The following is a 17,452-nucleotide window of genomic DNA, read 5'->3' on the forward strand; positions in this document are numbered from 1 at the left end:
CTCAGGCGTCCGGTCCCCTTAGCGGGAATCAAGCCCACCCCTCAAAGGCTTGACTCCCTTAGGCACGATGCCCTATCGCCACCCCTCAATCGACAGGGCATCGGCAGTATGTGGCACAGCTCAATGAGCCGTGCGGTATTGCCGCGATCCCGACCGGAAGTGAACTCCGGATGCCGCGGCGGCCTTTCTCAATAGCGGCCTTTCGGCCCGCTGCCGATGTGTCTCGCGCCGTATTGCACTGCGTCCGACACTTATAAGAACGAGAGCGCTCGCGGGCGGTTACGGTCTTCTCAGAGAATTTTTTGCCGGAAGCGTTTCCCCAGGCAGATGCCCATCAAACGGCCGCAGGACGGCCCTGATCGGGTGAGGCGGCATCGGTGGCCGGAACATGGCCGCGCACCCATTCGGCGATCACCTGGGTCGAGGCGCCGGGGCCGAATATCTCGGCCACTCCGGCGTCTCGCAGTTCCCTGGCGTCCTCATCGGGAATGATGCCGCCGCCGAAGACGATGATGTCGCGCGCATCGGCCTCATCGAGTAGTCGCAGCACTCGCGGGAAGAGCGTCATATGGGCGCCGGAGAGAATGCTCAGGCCGATCGCGTCGGCGTCCTCGGCGAGGGCGGTCGCGACGACCTGTTCGGGGGAGTTGTGCAGGCCGGTGTAGACCACTTCCATGCCCGCGTCGCGCAGCGCGCGCGCCACGACCTTCGCGCCCCGGTCGTGCCCGTCGAGCCCGACCTTCGCCACGACCACCCTGATCGGTGCGCCAGTTGCGGACATTGATGTACCTCCTCGTACAGGAGGCCGCGGCACCCACGGCGCTCTTGGCGAACCGTGCGTGCCGCGGCCGTTGCTTACGAGTGAGCTTAGTCGCGACCGGCGTGTGGCGGAAGGCCTAACCGCCGTAGGGAGGCTGCGGCGGCTGGTGGCCCTGCTGCGGGTAGCCCGGAGGCGGCGGCGGGTACGCACCCGGCTGCTGCTGGGGCTGCTGCGGACCGGGCTGGCCGTAGCCGGGCGGCGGCTGCTGCCCGTACTGCTGTTGCGGCTGCTGCGGGTAACCGGCGGGCGGGTAGCCGCCGGCCATGGCCGGGGCGCCCTTGATGTAGTCCTTGACCGCCTGGTCCTTGAAGTAGATGAAGCTCGCGTAGCCCAGGGCGCCGGCGAGGATGAGGCTCTGGATGAGCGCGATCGCGCCGGCGGCGGGGAAGATCGCCATGGTGGCGAACGAGCTGAAGAGGCCGATGATCGAGAACCCCGCGCCGATCATGATGAACACGATGCCGGTCATGCGCAGGCCGCCGGAAGTGATCTTGCCCTGCGGCAGGGCCCAGCCGTACAGGCCCCACGCGGCGGCGAACAGGATGCCGATGACCGCGAAGGCCGCGCCGAGCGGGTTCATCGCGATGGAGACGATGTTGGCGAGCAGGCCGACGCCGGCGGCGATCAGCACCATGAGGCCGATGCGCTTGATGCCCGCGGGAGCCTCGCCCTGGGGGGCGGTCTGGGCCTGCGGGTAGCCCGGGGGCTGCTGGCCGGGCGGCGGGCCCGGGTAGGGCTGCTGCTGGCCGTACTGCTGCTGAGGCTGCTGCGGCTGCGGGATCGGCCCGCTGCCGAGCGGGTTCGGAGGCGGGGGCTGCTGGGACGGCTGGAAGCCGGTCTGCGAGCCGCCCTGCTGCGGCATCACGGTGGTCTCGGCGAACGAGGCGACGCCAGGTTCGGCCGGGCCGGTCGGGTTGCCGAGCGGCGAGGGCGGAGGCGGCGGCGTCGAAGCGCCCGCCGGTGCGCCGCCCTGGCGCTGGATCTTCATCGTGCTGTCGAGGCCGGGTTCCTCGCCGGCCGGGGCCGGTGAAGGGGCTGCGCCGGCGGCGCCGGGCTTCAACTTGAAGGTGCCGCCGTCCTCGTCTTCGGGTCGTTCATTGTCTGGGGGAGTCATTGCATCCACGCTCCATGCCGGATCCGGTCGTGACTTCTCTCGTCTTCACACCATACCGACCGTGGGCCGGAGTCGGGGAAAGCCGTCCAGCCCGGGACGTGAACGCCACGCGCTCAGGGATATTGCGTCCTACTGGCACGCCTCCTCGCGTTCGGAGGAACCAGGATCGCTCAGGTGCTTGACGAGGACGGCACGGTGGGTCGGCTTCGCGGCCTCGAAGCGCTCCCTGCCCGCGGGAGTGAGCATGAGGAAGTTCGCGCGGCGGTCGAAGTCGCAGGCGGCCCGGGTCACGAGCCCGGCCTTCTCCAGCCGCGTGACGGTGCGCGAGAGGGCGCTCTGGCTGAGGTACATCTCGGCCTCGAGGTCCTTCATCTTCGCCTTGCCCCCGGCCTGGTCGCCGCAGGTGCGGCCCAAGGCCAAGAGCACCTCGAACTCGCTGAGCCCCAAGTCGTGCCGGGCCTGCAGCTCGTTCTCGAGCTCGCAGGATGTGTTGTGGTACACACGCAGTGTCTCAGACCACTTCGTGCACACGTCTACGTCTGATGCAGCCTCCATGACCAGGAGATTACCATGTCAAGACATTTAATGTCCATGCAATTGATGTCTTGACATTGAATGCGCGCGCATGTAAGTTTCTCGGCATGACGATCACCGAAGCCAAACCCCACCCCGACAACACCGAAGCACTCCCCGATACCGACGCACATGCCCCGAGCCGATGGGGGCCAAAGCTCTGGGCCGTCCTGTTCGTCGCCGGCCTCGCGATGTTCCTCGACGCGCTCGACGTCTCCATGGTCGGCGTCGCGCTCCCGTCCATCGGCGCCGAACTCGGCCTCGAGACCAGCTCGCTCCAGTGGATCGTCAACGGCTACATCCTCGGCTACGGAGGGCTCCTCCTCCTCGGCGGACGCATGGCCGACCTGCTGGGCCGTCGCCAGGTCTTCCTGACCGCGCTCGTCGTCTTCGGCCTCGCCTCCCTCGTCGGCGGCCTCGTCGACAACGAGGGCCTCCTCATCGCCTCGCGCATCGTCAAGGGCGTCGCCGCCGCCTTCACCGCCCCGGCCGCGCTCTCGATCATCACCACCACCTTCAAAGAAGGCCACGACCGCAACAAGGCGCTGTCGATCTTCACCGTCTTCGGCGCCACCGGGTACGCCTCGGGCCTCATCGCCTCCGGCCTGCTGACCAGCGTCGACTGGCGACTGACCTTCTACGTGCCGACCGTCGTCGTCGCGGGCGTCATCATCGCCGCCTTCTTCGTGGTCCCCCGGACCACCGAACGCGAGAAGGGCCGCATCGACTTCGCCGGCTCCATCACGCTCACCGGCGGCATGCTCGCCGCCGTCTACACGATCGTGACCGCCCCCGAGACCGGGTTCACGCCGGTGGTCATCACCACCACGGCCGCCGCCGTCGTCCTGCTCGGCGCGTTCTTCGTCATCGAGAACAAGGTGGCCCACCCGCTGGTCCGCCTGAGCATCTTCAAGGTCAAGTCGATCGTGCGGGCCAACCTGGCCGCGCTGGCGATCTTCGGCTCCTACATCAGCTTCCAGACGATCGTGTCGCTGTACCTGCAGAACACGCTCCAGTGGGAGCCGATCCAGATGGCGCTGGCCCTGGCCCCCGCCGGGATCATCGTCGCGATCCTCTCGCCGCTCGCCGGCAGGTTCATCGACCGCTACGGCACCAAGTCGATGATCATCGCCGCGCTCGGCTCGTTCGTCCTCGGATACCTGTGGTTCATCGTGCGCGGCGGCAGCGCCGAGCCGAACTACTTCGCCGACTACCTGCCCTCGTTCCTGCTGCTGGGCCTCGGCTTCGCGATCGGCTTCTCGGCCGTCATGGTGCAGGCCACCGAAGGCATCGCCGACGACGAGCAGGGCCTGGCCTCCGGCCTGGTCCAGACCTCCGGCCAGATCGGCGGCGCGGTCGTCCTGGCGATCGTCACCGGCCTGATCTCCGGCGGCGCCGCCACCGGCATCGGCCAGTACACGCCCGGCCTCTACATGGTGACCGTGGTCGCCGTGGTCGGCCTGCTCGCCAGCGCCACCGCGCTGCTGGGCCGCCGCCAGCCGGCGGTCGAAGCCGCCTAACCGCATAGAAGGAAACAACACCCGCACATGAGGGGCCGCCGAAAGGCGGCCCCTCATGTGTCGTCCCGCTTGCTCTCTCAGTCCACGGAGGCGAGCAGCCGGGGCGGCGGGATCCGCAGTGCCTGGCGGGCGGGGATCGCGGTGGCGGCCCACGCCAGGAGCACGGCGACGCCTGAGGTGGCCGGGATGACCCACAGGGGTCCCTGCGGCCAGGGCTCGCCGAGGAAGCCGAGGCCGAGCACCGCCATCGGCAGGACCGAGAACGCGAGCCCGGCGCCGACCGCGATGGCGGCGGTGATCAGCGCTTCGCGGCGGACCATGGCCCGCACCTGGCGGGCGGTGGCGCCGACGGCGCGCAGGGAAGCGAACTCGCCGCGGCGGCGCGACGTGGCGGCCACCAGGCTGTTGGCGGTGCCGAGCAGGACGTACCCGGTCATGGCCAGTGTCGCCATGAGGCTGATCCACTGGTCCGGCGTCATCCCCGAGGGCGCCTGCGGCACCGCGGCGCCGGTCTCGACCGCAATCCCTGGAACGCTTGCGGCCCAGTCGGTCACGGCCGCTGGGTCGCCCGCGACGAGTGCGGCGTCGTAGAACCGCGGTCCGGTAAGGAGGTCGGCGGCGAGGACCACGGAGCCGAATCCGAAGCCGCGCTCGTAGGTTGCGGCGATCTCGGGGCTGACTTCGGTGCCGTCGGCGAGGATGAGGTCGACGCGGTCGCCGGGGCCGACGCCCCACAGGCGGGCGGCGTCGGCGCTGAGCGCGACGGTTTCACCGTGCAGGTCGTCGAGGTCGCCTTCGGCTGCACCGAGGTCGGCGACCGTTGCGACGCCGGGCGTGAACGCCAGGGCCGCATAGGATTCCGCGCTCCCGGCGTCGTCGATGACGCGCATGACGGTGGTGCCCGCGACGCCGACGGCGGCGTCCACGCCTGGCCGCCCTTCGAGCTCGGCGAGGTCGGCGGCGCTGACGGGTCCGGTGGCGGTGGCGTCGGCGATCGCCCCGTCCTCGATCTCGGCGGCGGTCACCTCCGTGTAAGTCGTCTGCGCGAACACCTGCGTGATGGTGAGGCCCACGGCCAGCGCGAGGACCGCGACGGCCCCGGCGGTGCGGCGCGCGAACGCGCGGCTGTTCTTGACCGCCAACCAGATCGGCGCGGGCGTCCGGTCGTCGAGGCGCCGCGCGGCACGCCGTGTGAGCGCGCCGATGAGGACCGGCCCGGCGAGTGCGAAGCCGATGACGGCGGTGATCGTGGCGGTGGCGGCGGAGACGAACGCGGTCTCGCCGGGGATCGCGAGCGGCAGGAGCGACTGGACGGTGGCGAGCAGGAGCAGTACGAGGCCGATGGCGGTGCGGACGCGGCCTGGGGACTTGGGTTCGACCCGGGCTTCGGCGACTGCGGCGGTCGCGGGCAGTCGCGAAACGCGCATGGCGGCGCCCCGCGCGGCCAGCTGGACCGTGAGCAGTACCAGGAACGCGACTATGAGGACGCTGATCGGTGTGCGCGCCAACGGGAGTCCCGCGGGGAGCATTCCGGAGTCGGTGAGGAATCCGGTGAACTGGCCGGCGAGGTGTTGCCCGGCGGCGATGCCGGGGATGAGCGCGACCGCGGCGGCGGCGCTGGCCTGTGTGGCGATGAGGCGCCGCACTTGGCGCGGGGTGGCGCCGACGGCGCGCAGGAGTGCGAGGTCGCGGCGCTGGTTCGCGACGTTGACGGCGAGCGCTCCGGCGGTGATGAACCCGACGAGAAGAACGATGGTGCCGGCCATCGCGATGGCCATGGCCACGAGGTCGGCGGTGGCGGTCGCATCGGCGAGGCGTTCGACGTCGCCGCGGGCGTCGCCCGTGGTGACCTCGAGGCCGGGCAGCGCTTCGCGCAGGTTCTCGGCGACCGCTTCGACGTCGGCGCCCGGTTCGGCGCGGACCGCGATGAGGTCGGCGGCGTGCTCGTCCAGGCCGGCGAGGGCGCGGGCGGTCGCCGCGTCGGTGTGGATCCCGGGCGCGTCCGTGAGGCCGACGATGTGGAACGTGGCCGTGCCGGTGGGGGTGGTGACCTCGGCGGTGTCGCCGACCGCCAGTCCTGCGGCCTCGGCGGTCGCGGTGTCGACCACGAGCTCGTCGGGCCCGGCGGGCGCGCGGCCGTCCACGACGGCGCCGGTGAGCGCGGCGGTGTCCCAGCCGTGCCCCTCGATCGGCCCGTCTGTGGACGGCTCGTCGAGCCGGGCGGGGAACGTGATGTCCGCGGCGGCCGCCTCGACCCCGGGCACCTCGGTGACCGTGTCGATCAGGTCGGCGTCGATCGATTCCCGTTCGGACAGCGGCAGATCGATGTCCTCGGGCACCGCGTGGCGCTGCGTGGAGGCGACCAGGATCTCGGCGGCTTCGAGCCGTTCGGGGCCGAGGTGCGAGGTGAGGCCGGTTTCGGCGAGGACCGCGGCGACGGTGATCAGCGCGGCCCCGCCCGCGACGGCGAGGCCGACCGCGACGAGCCCGGCGAGGCGCCGCCGCGCCATGTGCAGCGACGGCCCGGCCATCCCGAGCCGGCCCGCACGCAGGCGTGAGGCCATGGTCAGCGCCGCCCGAGGGTGGTCAGCCGCTGCGCGAGCTCGGCCGCGGCGGGCTGCCGCAGGTACGCGTCGATGCGGCCGTCGGCGACGACCACGGTGGCGTGCGCGCGCGCCGCCGCGTACGGGTCGTGCGTGACCATGACGACCGTCTGGCCGAACTCGTCCACCAACTCCCGCAACAGGTCGAGGACCTCCGCGGCCGTGTCCAGGTCGAGCGCGCCCGTCGGCTCGTCGGCGAACACCACTTCCGGCCGGGCCGCGAGCGACCGCGCGATCGCCGCCCGCTGCTGCTGCCCGCCCGACAGCTCGGCGGGGCGCCGGTGCAGCAGGTCCGCGATGCCCACGCGATCGACCAGGCCCTGCAGCCACTTCCGGTCCGCCGGGGTCCCGGCCAGGCGCAGCGGCAGCGTGATGTTCTCCTCCACCGTCAGCGACGGCAGCAGGTTGTACGACTGGAACACGAACCCGATGCGGCTGCGCCGCAAGCGGGTCCGCTGCGTCTCGGACAGCCGCGAGATCTCGGTGCCGCCGATGCGGACCTCGCCCGAGGTCGGTGCGTCGAGCCCGGCCGCGCAGTGCAGCAGCGTCGACTTCCCGGACCCGGAGGGCCCCATGATCGCCAGGAACGAACCGCGCTGCACTTCGAGCGAGACGCGGTCCAGCGCGGTGTGCGCGCCGTCGTAGGTCTTCGTGACCTCGGTGAGGAGCAGCGCCGGCGGCCGGCCGGTGTCGCTGCGGAGGTCGGGGCGAGGAGCGGTGAGGGTGCTCATCGGCGCGACCGGTTCTTCACCGCGCGGACGATGAGGGCGACCGCGCAGGCCAACCCCAACGCCCCGAACGGGATGGCGAGCAGCGGAAGCCCGACGGCCTGGAAACCGGTGTTGCAGGCGATGCCGAGGACGAGGCCGGTCCACAGCACGACCGACATGATCGTGAAGTGGCCGACGGTCTGCCGAGGCGGCGTCTGGTCGCTGATGCGGTACTGGTCGTTCATCGGTGTTTCCCCCCAACGGGATCGGATGACCAGAACGCTATGGCGAAAACCGATGCGGCCCAATGCGGCTGGCTTGCCGATTCACGGTGGGGCCTGGTGCAGGCCCGGTGGTACAGCCAGCTCTACCGACGATCCGCGATGCGGCGGGTAGCTTTCATGGTCGACCGATCGGCCTGGAAGGGGGCGTGCATGGTCCGCGAACGACTGCGGCAGGCGAAATCCTGGATCGACGCGCAGCTGCGCCCCGAAGGCGAGCCGACCGACACGTGGGCGCTGCTGCTCGCCTCCCTCCGCGCCACCGGGTACGGCATCGTCGGAGCCGGGTTCGCGTTCCTCGCGCTCTACACGATCCCGCTGCTGCTGCTCACGGCCGTGCTCGCGTTCCTCGGCATCGGCCGCTTCCTCATCCGCCCGATGTCCCGCTGGGTGCGCACGGTCGCCGGCCTCGAACGCGGGCGCCTGCGCCGCCTCGGCCACGAGGTCAAGACGCCCTACCTCGGGCCCTACATCGACGCGCCGCGCAACTTCCGGGAGCTCAAGGCGGACCCGAGCGCGCGCCGCGACCTCCTCTGGCTCGTCATCCACGGCACGTGGGGCCTCGTCCTCGGCGCGCTGCTGCTGCAGATGCCGTTCACCGCCGTCCACGACGTCTCCTACCCGCTGTGGTGGTTCTTCGCCCCCGACTCGGAGCAGAACATCCTCAACGGCCTGATCAGGGCCGAGACCGCGACCGCCGCGCTCCTCGGCTGCGCCACGGGCGTCGCCGTGTTCGTGCTCTGGATCCTGTTCGGCACCAAGCTCCTCGACCTCCAGACCCGCCCCGGCCGGGCGTTCCTCGGGCCCGACCCCGGGATGGACCTCTCCGAGAAGGTCGCGCGCCTCACCGCCACCCGCGCCGCCGCACTGGATGCGCACGCGGTCGAACTGCGCCGCATCGAACGGGCGCTGCACGACGGCGCGCAGAACCGCATCGTCGCGGTCAACGTGCTCATCGGCGCGGCCCGCCGCGAGATCGACCGCGCCCCGGACCGGGCCGACCAGATCCTCGAACGCGCCCAGGACACCGTCGAAGGCGCGCTCGCCGAACTGCGGGCCGTCGTCCGCTCGATCCTGCCGCCGGTCCTGGAGGACCGCGGACTGGCCGGGGCGCTCAGCGCGCTGGCCTCGGACTGCGCCGTGCCCTGCACCGTCGAAGTGGACGTGGAGGGGCGGTGCCCGGCGAGCGTCGAGGCCACCGCCTACTTCGTGGTCGCCGAGTCGCTCACGAACGTGGCCAAGCACTCTCGCGCGTCCAGTGCCTCGGTCGGGGTGCGCCGCACGGGGAATACGCTCACCGTCACGGTGGCCGACGACGGCCGCGGCGGCGCCGAGGCCGCCTCCGGTTCGGGGCTCGCGGGGATCGCGCGCCGCGTGGAGGCGCTCGACGGCACGGCGCATGTGAACAGCCCACCCGGTGGGCCGACCGAGATCAGAGTGGAGCTGCCATGCGGATCGTGATCGCCGAGGACGACTTCCTCCTGCGCGAGGGCCTGAACCTCGTCCTGCAAGGCGAGGGCTTCGACGTCGTGGCCTCGGTGGGCGGGCCCGAGGAGTTCCTCGCCGCCGTCGAGGAGCACCGGCCCGAGCTCGCGGTCGTCGACGTGCGCATGCCGCCGACCCACACCGACGAGGGCATCAAGGCCGCCGTGGCCGCGCGCCGCGCCCACCCGGGCCTCGCGGTGCTCGTCCTCTCGGCCTACGTGGAGCAGAGCTTCGCCACCGATCTCCTCGCGGACGGCGCGCGGAGCATCGGGTACCTGCTGAAGGAACGCGTGGGCCGCGTTGACGCGTTCGTGGAGGCGCTGCACCGCGTCGCCAAGGGCGGCACCGCGATCGACCCCGAAGTGGTCGCGCAGCTGTTCGCGCAGCGCCGCGCCGACGACCCTGTCGAGCGGCTCACCCCGCGCGAGAAGGAGGTCCTGTCGGTCATGGCCGAGGGCCTGGGCAACCAGGCGATCGCCCAGCGGCTCTTCATCACCGAGAACGCGGTCCACAAGCACATCCGCAACATCTTCCTCAAACTCGACCTGACCCCCGACGACCAGACCGACCGCCGCGTCGCGGCCGTCCTCCACTACCTGGAACGCGCCTGACCGTTCGACGGTGTCCATGGCACGCTGTAGCGGTGGCACGACTCGGCATTCGGATGGATGCGGCAATGGAGGAGGCGCTTGCGGCTCTGATGGCGAACGGGCGCTCCAAGACCGAGGCCGTCCGCTACGCGCTCCTGCGGACCTACCGCGAGGTGCTCATCGACCAGGCCAAGGCCGATGCCGAGCACATCGAGGCCGACGCGGACGATCGTGCCGAAATCCTGGCGATCCAGCGCTATATGGGAATCGCGGAGTGATCTTCCAGGGCGCGATCTACGAGGTCTGGCCCGCGAAGAACACGACAGGGCACGAACAGCAGGGCCGTCGCTACGGCGTCGTGATTCAGTCGGACGCGTTCGCATGCAGCACAGTCACGGTGGCGCTCACCTCGACCGGCGCGGGCGCGGCCGTGTACCGCCCTGAGGTGGAATTTCTCGGATCAAGGTCGCGGATCCTCACCGACCAGATCTTCTCGATCGACCACGGCCGGCTCGGGGGACTTCATGGGTGCACTCGACCCCGATGAACTGGAAGCGCTCGATCGCGCCCTGCTTTTGAAGCTCGGCCTGCTCTGAGGCGCGGCGATCGGCCTGGCACTGGCGATCATCCCGGAAGCCTGAGGGGCGGTTGAGAACCCCCGTTCAGGGGGTTCTCGATCCCGTGCGGCTCAGTCGTGGGCCGCAGAAGACCACATGCCCTTGCGTTCGGCCCTGGCGAGCTTCTCGGCCTTGCGGAGCGTGTCGCCGATGGTGAGCTCCTGGTGGCGCAGGATATACGTGTGGGCCATGCCCTCGGCGACGGCGAGCACGGCGTAGTTCATGCCGTTCTCCATGACCACGTGCATGAGCAGCCGGTCGAACTGGTCGGTCGCCGGATCGCCGGGGTCGCTGAAGAGGTGCACGGTGCGGCCTTCGAGCTTCTTCTTCGCGTAGGCCTTCGCCTCGGCGCCCCAGTCCTCCTCTTCGCGGTAGCCGCCGGACTCGGGGGAGTTGATCCCCATGATGCGCACGCGCACCTTCTCGCCGTCGATGATCGCGCGGAACGTGTCCCCGTCGACCACGTCGACCACGTCGACGGTGGCGTAGAAGTCGCCCGGACCTTCCATGTGCTGCCTCCTCCAGCCGGCCCCAGCAGCCGGACTTTCCGTTGCCATCCTCGCATTCCGAAGCCGTGGACGGGAACCGTCCTCCTCGTGCCCCGCTGTGACAGACTGGTCGGCGTGGAGCGACGACCGAACCGACGCCCTGGCAGAGCAGGGTCCGTACAGCGGGACACTGTGCGCATTGGCGGCTCCACAGGTGCCGCCGAAAGAAGGCGCGCTGGCGGTTCCGACGCACTTCCCGCGCAGGGCCGCACGGCCGACACTGAAGTGGTCGACACCGCCGCGTATGCCCGGCGCGCCAAGGCGAAGCGCCCACGAGCGCTCTTCGCGTCGGCCCTCGCGACGACCATCTGGTGCGCCACGGTCGTGTTCACGCCGATCCTCGTCGCCGTCATCCTCGGCTGGTGGCAGGCCGGAGCCGAAGGCTCGGTCGCCACGGTCGCGGCAGCGGCCGGGGTCGCGTGGCTCTCGGGCCACGGCGCGCCCGTCGACATCGGACCGATCCACCTGAGCGTCGCCCCGCTCGCGCTCACCGTCCTGATCGCCTGGCGCCTCGCCAAGGCCGCCGCCGGGACCACCCGCGCCATCGGCGGCCGCGACGCCGCCGCCGTGCGCGCCGCCGCCGGGCTGATCACGATCCTCTACACCGGACTCGTCGCAGGCGTCGCCGCCCTGTGCACCACCGGCCCCTTCAAGGTCGACCTGCTTCAGGCGCTGCTGCAGGCCGTCCCGCTCATCGTCGCCGCCACCGCGTACGGCTCCGCCCGCGAAGCCGGGGTCCTCCCGTGGGACGCGGCCTCGGTGTGGATGCGCCGCGGCCTGCGCACCGGGATGATCACCGCCGCGGCGCTCCTGGCCTGCGGCGCGGCCGCCACCGGCGTCGCCTTCGCCGTTCGCGGCCCGGTCGTGGCCGACACGTTGGGGCTCTATGGATCCGAGTCCTGGATCGTCGCGCTCCTGAGCCTGCTCTACCTGCCGAACTGCGCCGTGTGGGCCACCGCGTACATCGTCGGTCCCGGTTTCGCCGTCGGCGCCGGCACCGCCGTGCAGTCCTCGATGATCGAACTCGGTCCGCTCCCGGCCTTCCCGGTCTTCGCCGCCGTCCCGAACGCGCCGCTGCCCACCTACGCCACCATCCTCATCGGACTCCCGCTGATGATCGCGGCGGTCTTCGGCGTCATCCTCACCTACCGGTCCCCGGACCTGCGCGTCCCGCGCGTCACCACGGCCGCGACCGTGGCCGCCGGGACCGCCGCCGTCGTCCTCGGCGCCCTCGCCTACCTCTCGGGCGGCGACGCCGGCGTGAACCTCCTGGCCGACCTCGGACCCGACCCGCTCGCCGTCGCCGGCGTCGGCGCGGTGCAGCTCCTCATCGGCCTCGTCGGGGCCGCGCTCGTCGCGCGCCTGTTCGCCGTCCACCGCCGCGCGGCCGAGGCCGAGCTGGTGCGGAGGGACACGGTGGTCATCCCCGAACCCGCGCCGAACCGCGACGACGCGTTACCGTACTCACGTGACCACTGCGCCAAATTACGGCTCGCAAGCTTCGCCGAGGAGGCTTGTCGTCCTCGTCTCCGGCTCCGGCTCGAATCTCCAGGCCCTCATCGACGCCTGCGCCGACCCCGCATACGGGGCCGAGATCGCCGCCGTCGGCGCCGACCGCGAAGGCACGTACGGTGTCGAGCGCGCCGAGAAGGCCGGCATCCCGACGTTCGTCCACCGCGTCAAGGACTACCCGACTCGCGACGCCTGGGACCAGGCCCTCACCGAGGACGTCGCCTCGTACGAGCCCGACATCGTGATCTCCGCCGGGTTCCTCAAGCTCTGCGGCCCGCGCTTCCTCGCGGCCTTCCCCGGCCGCTACATCAACACCCACAACTCGCTGCTCCCGGCCTTCCCGGGCATGAACGGTCCCGGCGAGGCCCTCGCCTCGGGCGTGAAGCTCGCGGGCGCGACCCTCTTCATCTGCGACTCCGGCGTCGACACCGGCCCGATCATCGCCCAGTGCGCGGTCCCCGTGGAGGACGACGACACCGTCGACACCCTCACCGAACGCATCAAGGAAGCCGAACGCGCCCAACTGGTCGAGTCCGTGGGCCGCATGGTCAAAGGCGGCTGGAAGGTCGAAGGCCGCCGAGTCCGTCTCGGCTAGTCCGCGAACTCGTCGGACTCCGTCAAAGCCTCGTCGAGCACTGAGAGGCCGGTCGCCGCGTCCGCATCGTCGATATTGAGCGGCGGCGCGACATGAACCCGGTTGCCGAGCACCAACGTGAGCAGATCGCGGTGGCGGCAGGCCTTCATGAACGCCGCCATCGGAGCGTTCGCCAACCCCGTCGCCCCCGTCGGCACGAGCGGCTCCTTGGTCGCCCGGTCGCGTACGAGTTCGAGCGTCCAGAGCGCGCCGATCCCGCGCACGTCACCGACAGAGGGATGCTTGGCGGCGAGTTTCGCGAGGCCGGGCCCGAGGATCGCCGTCCCGAGCCGGGCGGCCGCCGCTACGGTGCCCTCGTCGTGCATGGCGCTGATCGCGCCGACCGCGGCGGCGCACGCGAGCGGATTGCCGCTGTAGGTCAGGCCCGCCGGGTAGGGCTTCTCGGTGAACGCCCCGTAGATCCGCTCGCCCACGAGCACGCCGCCGAGCGGCACGTACCCGGAGTTCACGCCCTTCGCGAAGGCCAGCAGGTCCGGGGCCGTCCCGTCGTGGTCCACCGCGAACCAGGCGCCGGTGCGGCCGAACCCGACCAGCACCTCGTCGGCGATGTAGACGATGCCGTGGCGCGTGCACAGGTCGCGGACGCCCCGCAGGTAGCCCGGCGGCGGCACGATGACCCCGGAACTGCCGGTCACCGATTCCAGGACCAGCGCCGCGATCGTGGACGGCCCCTCCAGCAGGATCACCTGCTCGAGATGATCGAGCGCCCGTTCGCATTCCTCCTCGGGTGTGCGCGACCCGAACGCCGAGCGGTACGTGAACGGCCCGAAGAAGTGGACGACCCCGGCCGCGCCGGTGTCCGAGGCCCAGCGGCGCGGGTCGCCGGTGAGATGGATGGAGGTCGTCGTCGAGCCGTGGTACGAGCGGTAGGCGGCGAGGACCTTCGGCCGACCGGTGGACAGGCGTGCCATGCGCACCGCGTGCTCGATGGCCTCGGTGCCGCTGGTGGTGAACAGGACGTGCCCGAGCCCCTCCGGCGCGACGTCCACGATCAGGCGCGCCGCCTCGCCGCGGATGTCGGACGCATGGGAGGGCGCGAGGGTGCAGAGCCGGTCGGCCTGCGCCTTGATGGCCTCGACGATCCGCGGGTGCTGATGGCCGAGGTTGGCGAAGACCAGTTGCGAACTGAAGTCCAGATAGTGCCGCCCGTCGGTGTCGACGACGTGGCTGCCGCTGCCGCGGACGAACGTCGGCACCTGCCGCGGCCCCTGGGCGACCCAGGGATGGAACACCAGCTCGTCGAGGTCCATGGCATCAGTCTGCGCCCCGCCTCGGGGCCCGCGCAGCGCTTCGGCGGCGAGGGTTCCGCTGCGCCCGATTTGCGTTTACACTTGTAAACATCGATAGCGTGGAAGAACGATACCGATTCGACGAGGCGTCGTACGACGCCATCACGGCAGCCGGGCTCCATTGGCGGGACGTGCAGGATGTCCTGCACGGCAAGCCGAAGGTGCGCGAGCACATCGGGGCGGTGCTGCGCGTCGGCGCGCAGGATCGTCGTCACCGGTGGATCGCGGTCGCACTCATCGAGGAAGAGCGCGACAACGAGTTTCTCGTGGTGTCCGCCAGGCTGATGGACGCCGCCGAGATCGCCGGGATCGTGCGGGTCTTCCGGGAAGGAACCGAGTCATGACCAGCCGAGAAGAGGCGCTGCGGGCGCTCGAATCCCGCGACTGGACCGGGGCCGTGGTCGACGACGCCAAGCGGTCGACTTCGATCGTGTACTCGGTCCGCGTCGACCAGGAGCTCTCCGAGTGGATCGCGGCCGAGTCCGACCGGCGCGGCGTGAGTCCGAGCCTCGTCATCCGCGATGCCCTGGTCGAAGCCAAGACCGCGGAGGCGGGCGACGAGACCGTGACGTTGAAGCTGAGCGACCTGCACCGGGCGGTCAACCGCCTGGTCCAACCGATCGGCTACCGCACGGCCTAGCGTTTGGAGAGTGTCGAACCCCGCGCGAGCACGGCGGCAGCGACGTGCCGGGTCCGGTTAGGGTTCGGGCATGATCGCTCCCCTCGCCGTCAACGCCCTCGAAGCGAACACGCTCTACATCACCTTCGCCCTGCTGCCACTCGCGTTCGCCGCGGCATGGGCGCTCGCCGCGCGGCGCATCCGCAGCGGCCGGCCACGCCGGGACGCCTGGCTGGACTCCCTCGCCGAGGTCGGCGCGGTCGTCGGTTCCGTGCCGTTGCTGTTCCTCGGCCTCACCTCGCGGGAGGGCGCGAACGCGCTCCAGCTCGTCCCGCTGGTCGACCTCGCCGACCTGGCCGCCGCGGAACCGCGCGTCATCGTCGAGCAGTTGGCCGGCAACCTGCTCGTCTTCGCCGCCGCGGGGTTCTTCCTGCCGCTCCGGTTCAGGATCGGACTCGGCGCGATCGCGATCGGGGCCGCCGCGGCCGCAGTGACGTTGGAGGTGCTCCAGTACACGCTCCTGACCGGTCGGGTCGTCTCCGTCGACGACGCGCTCATGAACGCGCTGGGAGCGGTGCTGGCGGCGCTCGCGTCCCGCCCCTGGTGGCGGCGCTCGCGCGCGCGTGCAGTGGCGGAACCGGAACCCGAACCGACCGTGTTACGCTCGGCTGGTCGCGACTGGCGAGTGACGTCTTTCGAGGTTTCCCGTGGCACGGACCGGGCAGCTCGTTGTTGAGGGGGAGCCTTCTCAAGACGTTCGCAGGTGGAGCACCACCAGGGAGCGGCACTGCTGAACCTGTTACTGCGGTCGAACGCCTGGGCCGCAGTCATTACTCGATCAGGAGCAGTGCATTCATGTCCGAGCGGAAGCTCATCAAACGAGCCCTCATCTCTGTCTTCGACAAGACCGGCGTCGTCGAACTCGCCTCAGACCTCCACAAAGCGGGCGTCGAACTCGTCTCGACCGGCTCGACCGCCGCGCGTATCAGTGAGGCCGGCATTCCCGTCACCAAGGTCGAAGACCTCACCGGCTTCCCGGAGATCCTCGACGACCGCGTGAAGACCCTGCACCCGAAGGTCCACGCCGGGATGCTCGCGGACGTGCGCCGCGAATCCCACCGCGAGCAGCTCGCCGAGCTCGGCATCGAGGCCTTCGACCTCTTCGTCGGCAACCTCTACCCGTTCCAGGACACCGTCGCGTCCGGCGCCGGCTTCGACGACATCGTCGAGAAGATCGACGTCGGCGGACCCTCCATGACCCGCGGAGCGGCCAAGAACCACGCCAACGTCGCGGTCGTGGTCGACCCCGCCGATTACGACCTCGTGCGGACCGCCGCTATCGAAGGCACCACCGCCGCCGAGCGCCTTCGCCTGGCCGCCAAGGCTTTCGCGCACCTCGCGACCTATGACGCGGCCGTCGCCACCTGGCTCGCCGAACAGTCCGCCGAGGCTGAGCTCCCCGACTTCCAGGCCGTCCCGATGACCAAGCTCGCGGACCTCCGCTACGGCGAGAACCCGCACCAGGCCGCCGCCGTCTACGCGGCCCCCGGCGCCGCCGGACTCGCGCAGGCCGAGCAGCTGCACGGCAAGGCCATGAGCTTCAACAACTACACCGACGCGGACGCCGCCTGGCGGGCCGCGCACGACTTCACCGAGCCGTGCGTCGCGATCATCAAGCACGCCAACCCGTGCGGCATCGCCGTCGGCACCTCGATCGCCGAGGCCCACCGCCGGGCCCACGAGTGCGACCCGGTGAGCGCCTTCGGCGGCGTGATCGCCGCGAACGGCGAGGTCGACGCCGAGGCCGCCGGTCAGATCGCCGAGATCTTCACCGAGGTCATCGTGGCGCCCTCGTTCACCGATCAAGCGATCGAAATTCTCACGGCGAAGAAGAACATCCGCCTGCTGCGCGCGCCCGAATGGGTCCCGGCCGACCTCGAGCTCAAGCCGATCTCGGGCGGCGTGCTCGCGCAGCGGCCCGACCGGATCGACGCAGACGGCGACGACCCGGCCAACTGGACGCTCGCGACCGGCGAGGCCGCCGACGACGCGACGCTCGCCGATCTCGCCTTCGCTTGGCGCGCGGTGCGTTCGGTGAAGTCGAACGCGATCCTGCTCGCTTCCGGCGGCGCTTCGGTCGGTGTCGGCATGGGCCAGGTCAACCGGGTCGACTCCGCGAAGCTCGCCGTCGAGCGCGCGGGTGAGCGCGCCACGGGTTCGGTCGCGTCCTCCGACGCGTTCTTCCCGTTCGCCGACGGACTCCAGATCCTCATCGACGGCGGCGTCAAGGCGGTCGTGCAGCCTGGCGGTTCGGTCCGCGACGAAGAGGTCATCGCCGCGGCGAAGGAAGCCGGGATCACGATGTACCTGACCGGAACCAGGCACTTCACGCACTAACCGCAATATTCACCGGTGACGTGAGACTCGTTGGCGGGCAAGGAATTACCATGATTCCCTGCCCGCCTTCGGCATCTTTGTGGACGGCCTTCGGCGTATGGAGACCGAGAACCTTCGCA

At 70.7% G+C, this 17,452-nt stretch carries 17 protein-coding genes, 2 pseudogenes and 1 riboswitch; of the genes and pseudogenes, 11 read left to right on the forward strand and 8 right to left on the reverse strand.

The window, feature by feature from the left end:
• Nucleotides 1-334 precede the first annotated feature (334 nt).
• From ACFO8M_RS13420 to ACFO8M_RS13430, 3 genes are all read right to left on the reverse strand, one after another.
• A complete protein-coding gene (locus tag ACFO8M_RS13420) occupies nt 335-781 on the reverse strand; it encodes a cobalamin B12-binding domain-containing protein (RefSeq protein WP_387975898.1) in 447 nt (148 codons plus the stop codon).
• A gap of 115 nt (nt 782-896) precedes the next feature.
• A complete protein-coding gene (locus ACFO8M_RS13425; protein WP_387975901.1) occupies nt 897-1,934 on the reverse strand; it encodes a hypothetical protein in 1,038 nt (345 codons plus the stop codon).
• A gap of 129 nt (nt 1,935-2,063) precedes the next feature.
• Nucleotides 2,064-2,435, reverse strand: a complete 372-nt coding sequence (locus tag ACFO8M_RS13430) for a MarR family winged helix-turn-helix transcriptional regulator (protein ID WP_387975904.1) — start codon at nt 2,433-2,435, stop codon at nt 2,064-2,066.
• Nucleotides 2,436-2,575: 140 nt separating this feature from the next.
• Here ACFO8M_RS13430 and ACFO8M_RS13435 point away from each other — a divergent pair, with 140 nt between their 5' ends.
• Nucleotides 2,576-4,027 (forward strand): MFS transporter, encoded by a 1,452-nt coding sequence (locus ACFO8M_RS13435; RefSeq protein ID WP_387975908.1) that lies wholly within the window; start codon nt 2,576-2,578, stop codon nt 4,025-4,027.
• 77 nt (nt 4,028-4,104) lie between these two features.
• On the opposite strand, the gene ACFO8M_RS13440 is transcribed toward ACFO8M_RS13435, so the two are convergent.
• From ACFO8M_RS13440 to ACFO8M_RS13450, 3 genes are read right to left on the reverse strand one after another with little or no spacing between them, the layout of a single operon-like run.
• Nucleotides 4,105-6,591: an ABC transporter permease gene (locus ACFO8M_RS13440; RefSeq protein WP_387975910.1), complete on the reverse strand. Its 2,487-nt coding sequence runs from the start codon at nt 6,589-6,591 to the stop codon at nt 4,105-4,107.
• A gap of 2 nt (nt 6,592-6,593) precedes the next feature.
• Nucleotides 6,594-7,361, reverse strand: a complete 768-nt coding sequence (locus ACFO8M_RS13445) for an ABC transporter ATP-binding protein (protein WP_387975913.1) — start codon at nt 7,359-7,361, stop codon at nt 6,594-6,596.
• Nucleotides 7,358-7,585: a hypothetical protein gene (locus ACFO8M_RS13450; protein ID WP_387975915.1), complete on the reverse strand. Its 228-nt coding sequence runs from the start codon at nt 7,583-7,585 to the stop codon at nt 7,358-7,360. The genes ACFO8M_RS13445 and ACFO8M_RS13450 overlap by 4 nt, the downstream gene beginning before the upstream one ends.
• A 189-nt stretch (nt 7,586-7,774) precedes the next feature.
• Here ACFO8M_RS13450 and ACFO8M_RS13455 point away from each other — a divergent pair, with 189 nt between their 5' ends.
• The 4 genes from ACFO8M_RS13455 (at nt 7,775) to ACFO8M_RS13470 (ending at nt 10,243) form a co-directional block, all read left to right on the forward strand.
• A complete protein-coding gene (locus tag ACFO8M_RS13455; RefSeq protein WP_387975918.1) occupies nt 7,775-9,082 on the forward strand; it encodes a sensor histidine kinase in 1,308 nt (435 codons plus the stop codon).
• Nucleotides 9,070-9,717 carry a response regulator transcription factor gene (locus ACFO8M_RS13460; RefSeq protein ID WP_387975921.1) on the forward strand — a complete coding sequence of 216 codons (648 nt, stop codon included), beginning with the start codon at nt 9,070-9,072 and terminating at the stop codon, nt 9,715-9,717. Before ACFO8M_RS13455 ends, ACFO8M_RS13460 begins: the two co-directional genes overlap by 13 nt.
• A gap of 65 nt (nt 9,718-9,782) precedes the next feature.
• Nucleotides 9,783-9,974 carry a hypothetical protein gene (locus tag ACFO8M_RS13465; RefSeq protein WP_387975924.1) on the forward strand — a complete coding sequence of 64 codons (192 nt, stop codon included), beginning with the start codon at nt 9,783-9,785 and terminating at the stop codon, nt 9,972-9,974.
• Nucleotides 9,971-10,243 carry a type II toxin-antitoxin system PemK/MazF family toxin gene (locus tag ACFO8M_RS13470; protein WP_387975926.1) on the forward strand — a complete coding sequence of 91 codons (273 nt, stop codon included), beginning with the start codon at nt 9,971-9,973 and terminating at the stop codon, nt 10,241-10,243. Before ACFO8M_RS13465 ends, ACFO8M_RS13470 begins: the two co-directional genes overlap by 4 nt.
• Before the next feature lie 141 nt (nt 10,244-10,384).
• Here ACFO8M_RS13470 and ACFO8M_RS13475 read toward each other — a convergent pair whose 3' ends face one another.
• Entirely contained in the window at nt 10,385-10,822 is a 438-nt protein-coding gene (locus ACFO8M_RS13475) for a thermonuclease family protein (protein WP_387975929.1), read from the reverse strand.
• A gap of 363 nt (nt 10,823-11,185) precedes the next feature.
• Between ACFO8M_RS13475 and ACFO8M_RS13480 the strand changes: the two are divergent.
• Both ACFO8M_RS13480 and purN read left to right on the forward strand, forming a co-directional pair.
• Nucleotides 11,186-12,160, forward strand: a pseudogene (locus tag ACFO8M_RS13480) (cell division protein PerM); the annotation flags it as partial.
• Between the two features lie 169 nt (nt 12,161-12,329).
• Nucleotides 12,330-12,968: a phosphoribosylglycinamide formyltransferase gene (gene purN, locus ACFO8M_RS13485; protein WP_387975932.1), complete on the forward strand. Its 639-nt coding sequence runs from the start codon at nt 12,330-12,332 to the stop codon at nt 12,966-12,968.
• Here purN and ACFO8M_RS13490 read toward each other — a convergent pair.
• Nucleotides 12,965-14,278 (reverse strand): aspartate aminotransferase family protein, encoded by a 1,314-nt coding sequence (locus tag ACFO8M_RS13490; RefSeq protein WP_387975935.1) that lies wholly within the window; start codon nt 14,276-14,278, stop codon nt 12,965-12,967. The two genes, purN and ACFO8M_RS13490, sit on opposite strands and share 4 nt — an antisense overlap.
• 98 nt (nt 14,279-14,376) lie before the next feature.
• On the opposite strand from ACFO8M_RS13490, the gene ACFO8M_RS13495 reads away from it, so the two are divergent.
• The 4 genes and pseudogenes from ACFO8M_RS13495 (at nt 14,377) to purH (ending at nt 17,333) form a co-directional block, all read left to right on the forward strand.
• Nucleotides 14,377-14,661 (forward strand): hypothetical protein, encoded by a 285-nt coding sequence (locus ACFO8M_RS13495; RefSeq protein WP_387975938.1) that lies wholly within the window; start codon nt 14,377-14,379, stop codon nt 14,659-14,661.
• Entirely contained in the window at nt 14,658-14,957 is a 300-nt protein-coding gene (locus ACFO8M_RS13500; RefSeq protein WP_387975940.1) for a ribbon-helix-helix domain-containing protein, read from the forward strand. The genes ACFO8M_RS13495 and ACFO8M_RS13500 overlap by 4 nt, the downstream gene beginning before the upstream one ends.
• Before the next feature lie 70 nt (nt 14,958-15,027).
• A pseudogene (locus ACFO8M_RS13505) lies at nt 15,028-15,516 on the forward strand (VanZ family protein); the annotation flags it as partial.
• Between the two features lie 84 nt (nt 15,517-15,600).
• A riboswitch (ZMP/ZTP riboswitch) is annotated at nt 15,601-15,765 on the forward strand.
• A gap of 26 nt (nt 15,766-15,791) precedes the next feature.
• Entirely contained in the window at nt 15,792-17,333 is a 1,542-nt protein-coding gene (gene purH, locus ACFO8M_RS13510; protein WP_387975945.1) for a bifunctional phosphoribosylaminoimidazolecarboxamide formyltransferase/IMP cyclohydrolase, read from the forward strand.
• The last annotated feature ends 119 nt before the right edge of the window (nt 17,334-17,452 follow it).

Source organism: Glycomyces rhizosphaerae (genome assembly GCF_042647865.1).
GTDB classification, from domain to species: domain Bacteria; phylum Actinomycetota; class Actinomycetes; order Mycobacteriales; family Micromonosporaceae; genus Glycomyces; species Glycomyces rhizosphaerae.

Bases quoted from the DNA above. Each gene is read 5' to 3' on its own strand.
- ACFO8M_RS13500 (WP_387975940.1), top strand. From the start codon at position 14,658: ATGACCAGCCGAGAAGAGGCGCTGCGGGCGCTCGAATCCCGCGACTGG.
- ACFO8M_RS13455 (WP_387975918.1), top strand. From the start codon at position 7,775: ATGGTCCGCGAACGACTGCGGCAGGCGAAATCCTGGATCGACGCGCAG.
- purH (WP_387975945.1), top strand. From the start codon at position 15,792: ATGTCCGAGCGGAAGCTCATCAAACGAGCCCTCATCTCTGTCTTCGAC.
- ACFO8M_RS13445 (WP_387975913.1), bottom strand. From the start codon at position 7,361: ATGAGCACCCTCACCGCTCCTCGCCCCGACCTCCGCAGCGACACCGGC.
- ACFO8M_RS13435 (WP_387975908.1), top strand. From the start codon at position 2,576: ATGACGATCACCGAAGCCAAACCCCACCCCGACAACACCGAAGCACTC.
- ACFO8M_RS13490 (WP_387975935.1), bottom strand. From the start codon at position 14,278: ATGGACCTCGACGAGCTGGTGTTCCATCCCTGGGTCGCCCAGGGGCCG.
- ACFO8M_RS13420 (WP_387975898.1), bottom strand. From the start codon at position 781: ATGTCCGCAACTGGCGCACCGATCAGGGTGGTCGTGGCGAAGGTCGGG.
- ACFO8M_RS13460 (WP_387975921.1), top strand. From the start codon at position 9,070: ATGCGGATCGTGATCGCCGAGGACGACTTCCTCCTGCGCGAGGGCCTG.
- ACFO8M_RS13475 (WP_387975929.1), bottom strand. From the start codon at position 10,822: ATGGAAGGTCCGGGCGACTTCTACGCCACCGTCGACGTGGTCGACGTG.
- ACFO8M_RS13425 (WP_387975901.1), bottom strand. From the start codon at position 1,934: ATGACTCCCCCAGACAATGAACGACCCGAAGACGAGGACGGCGGCACC.
- ACFO8M_RS13450 (WP_387975915.1), bottom strand. From the start codon at position 7,585: ATGAACGACCAGTACCGCATCAGCGACCAGACGCCGCCTCGGCAGACC.
- ACFO8M_RS13465 (WP_387975924.1), top strand. From the start codon at position 9,783: ATGGAGGAGGCGCTTGCGGCTCTGATGGCGAACGGGCGCTCCAAGACC.
- ACFO8M_RS13440 (WP_387975910.1), bottom strand. From the start codon at position 6,591: ATGGCCTCACGCCTGCGTGCGGGCCGGCTCGGGATGGCCGGGCCGTCG.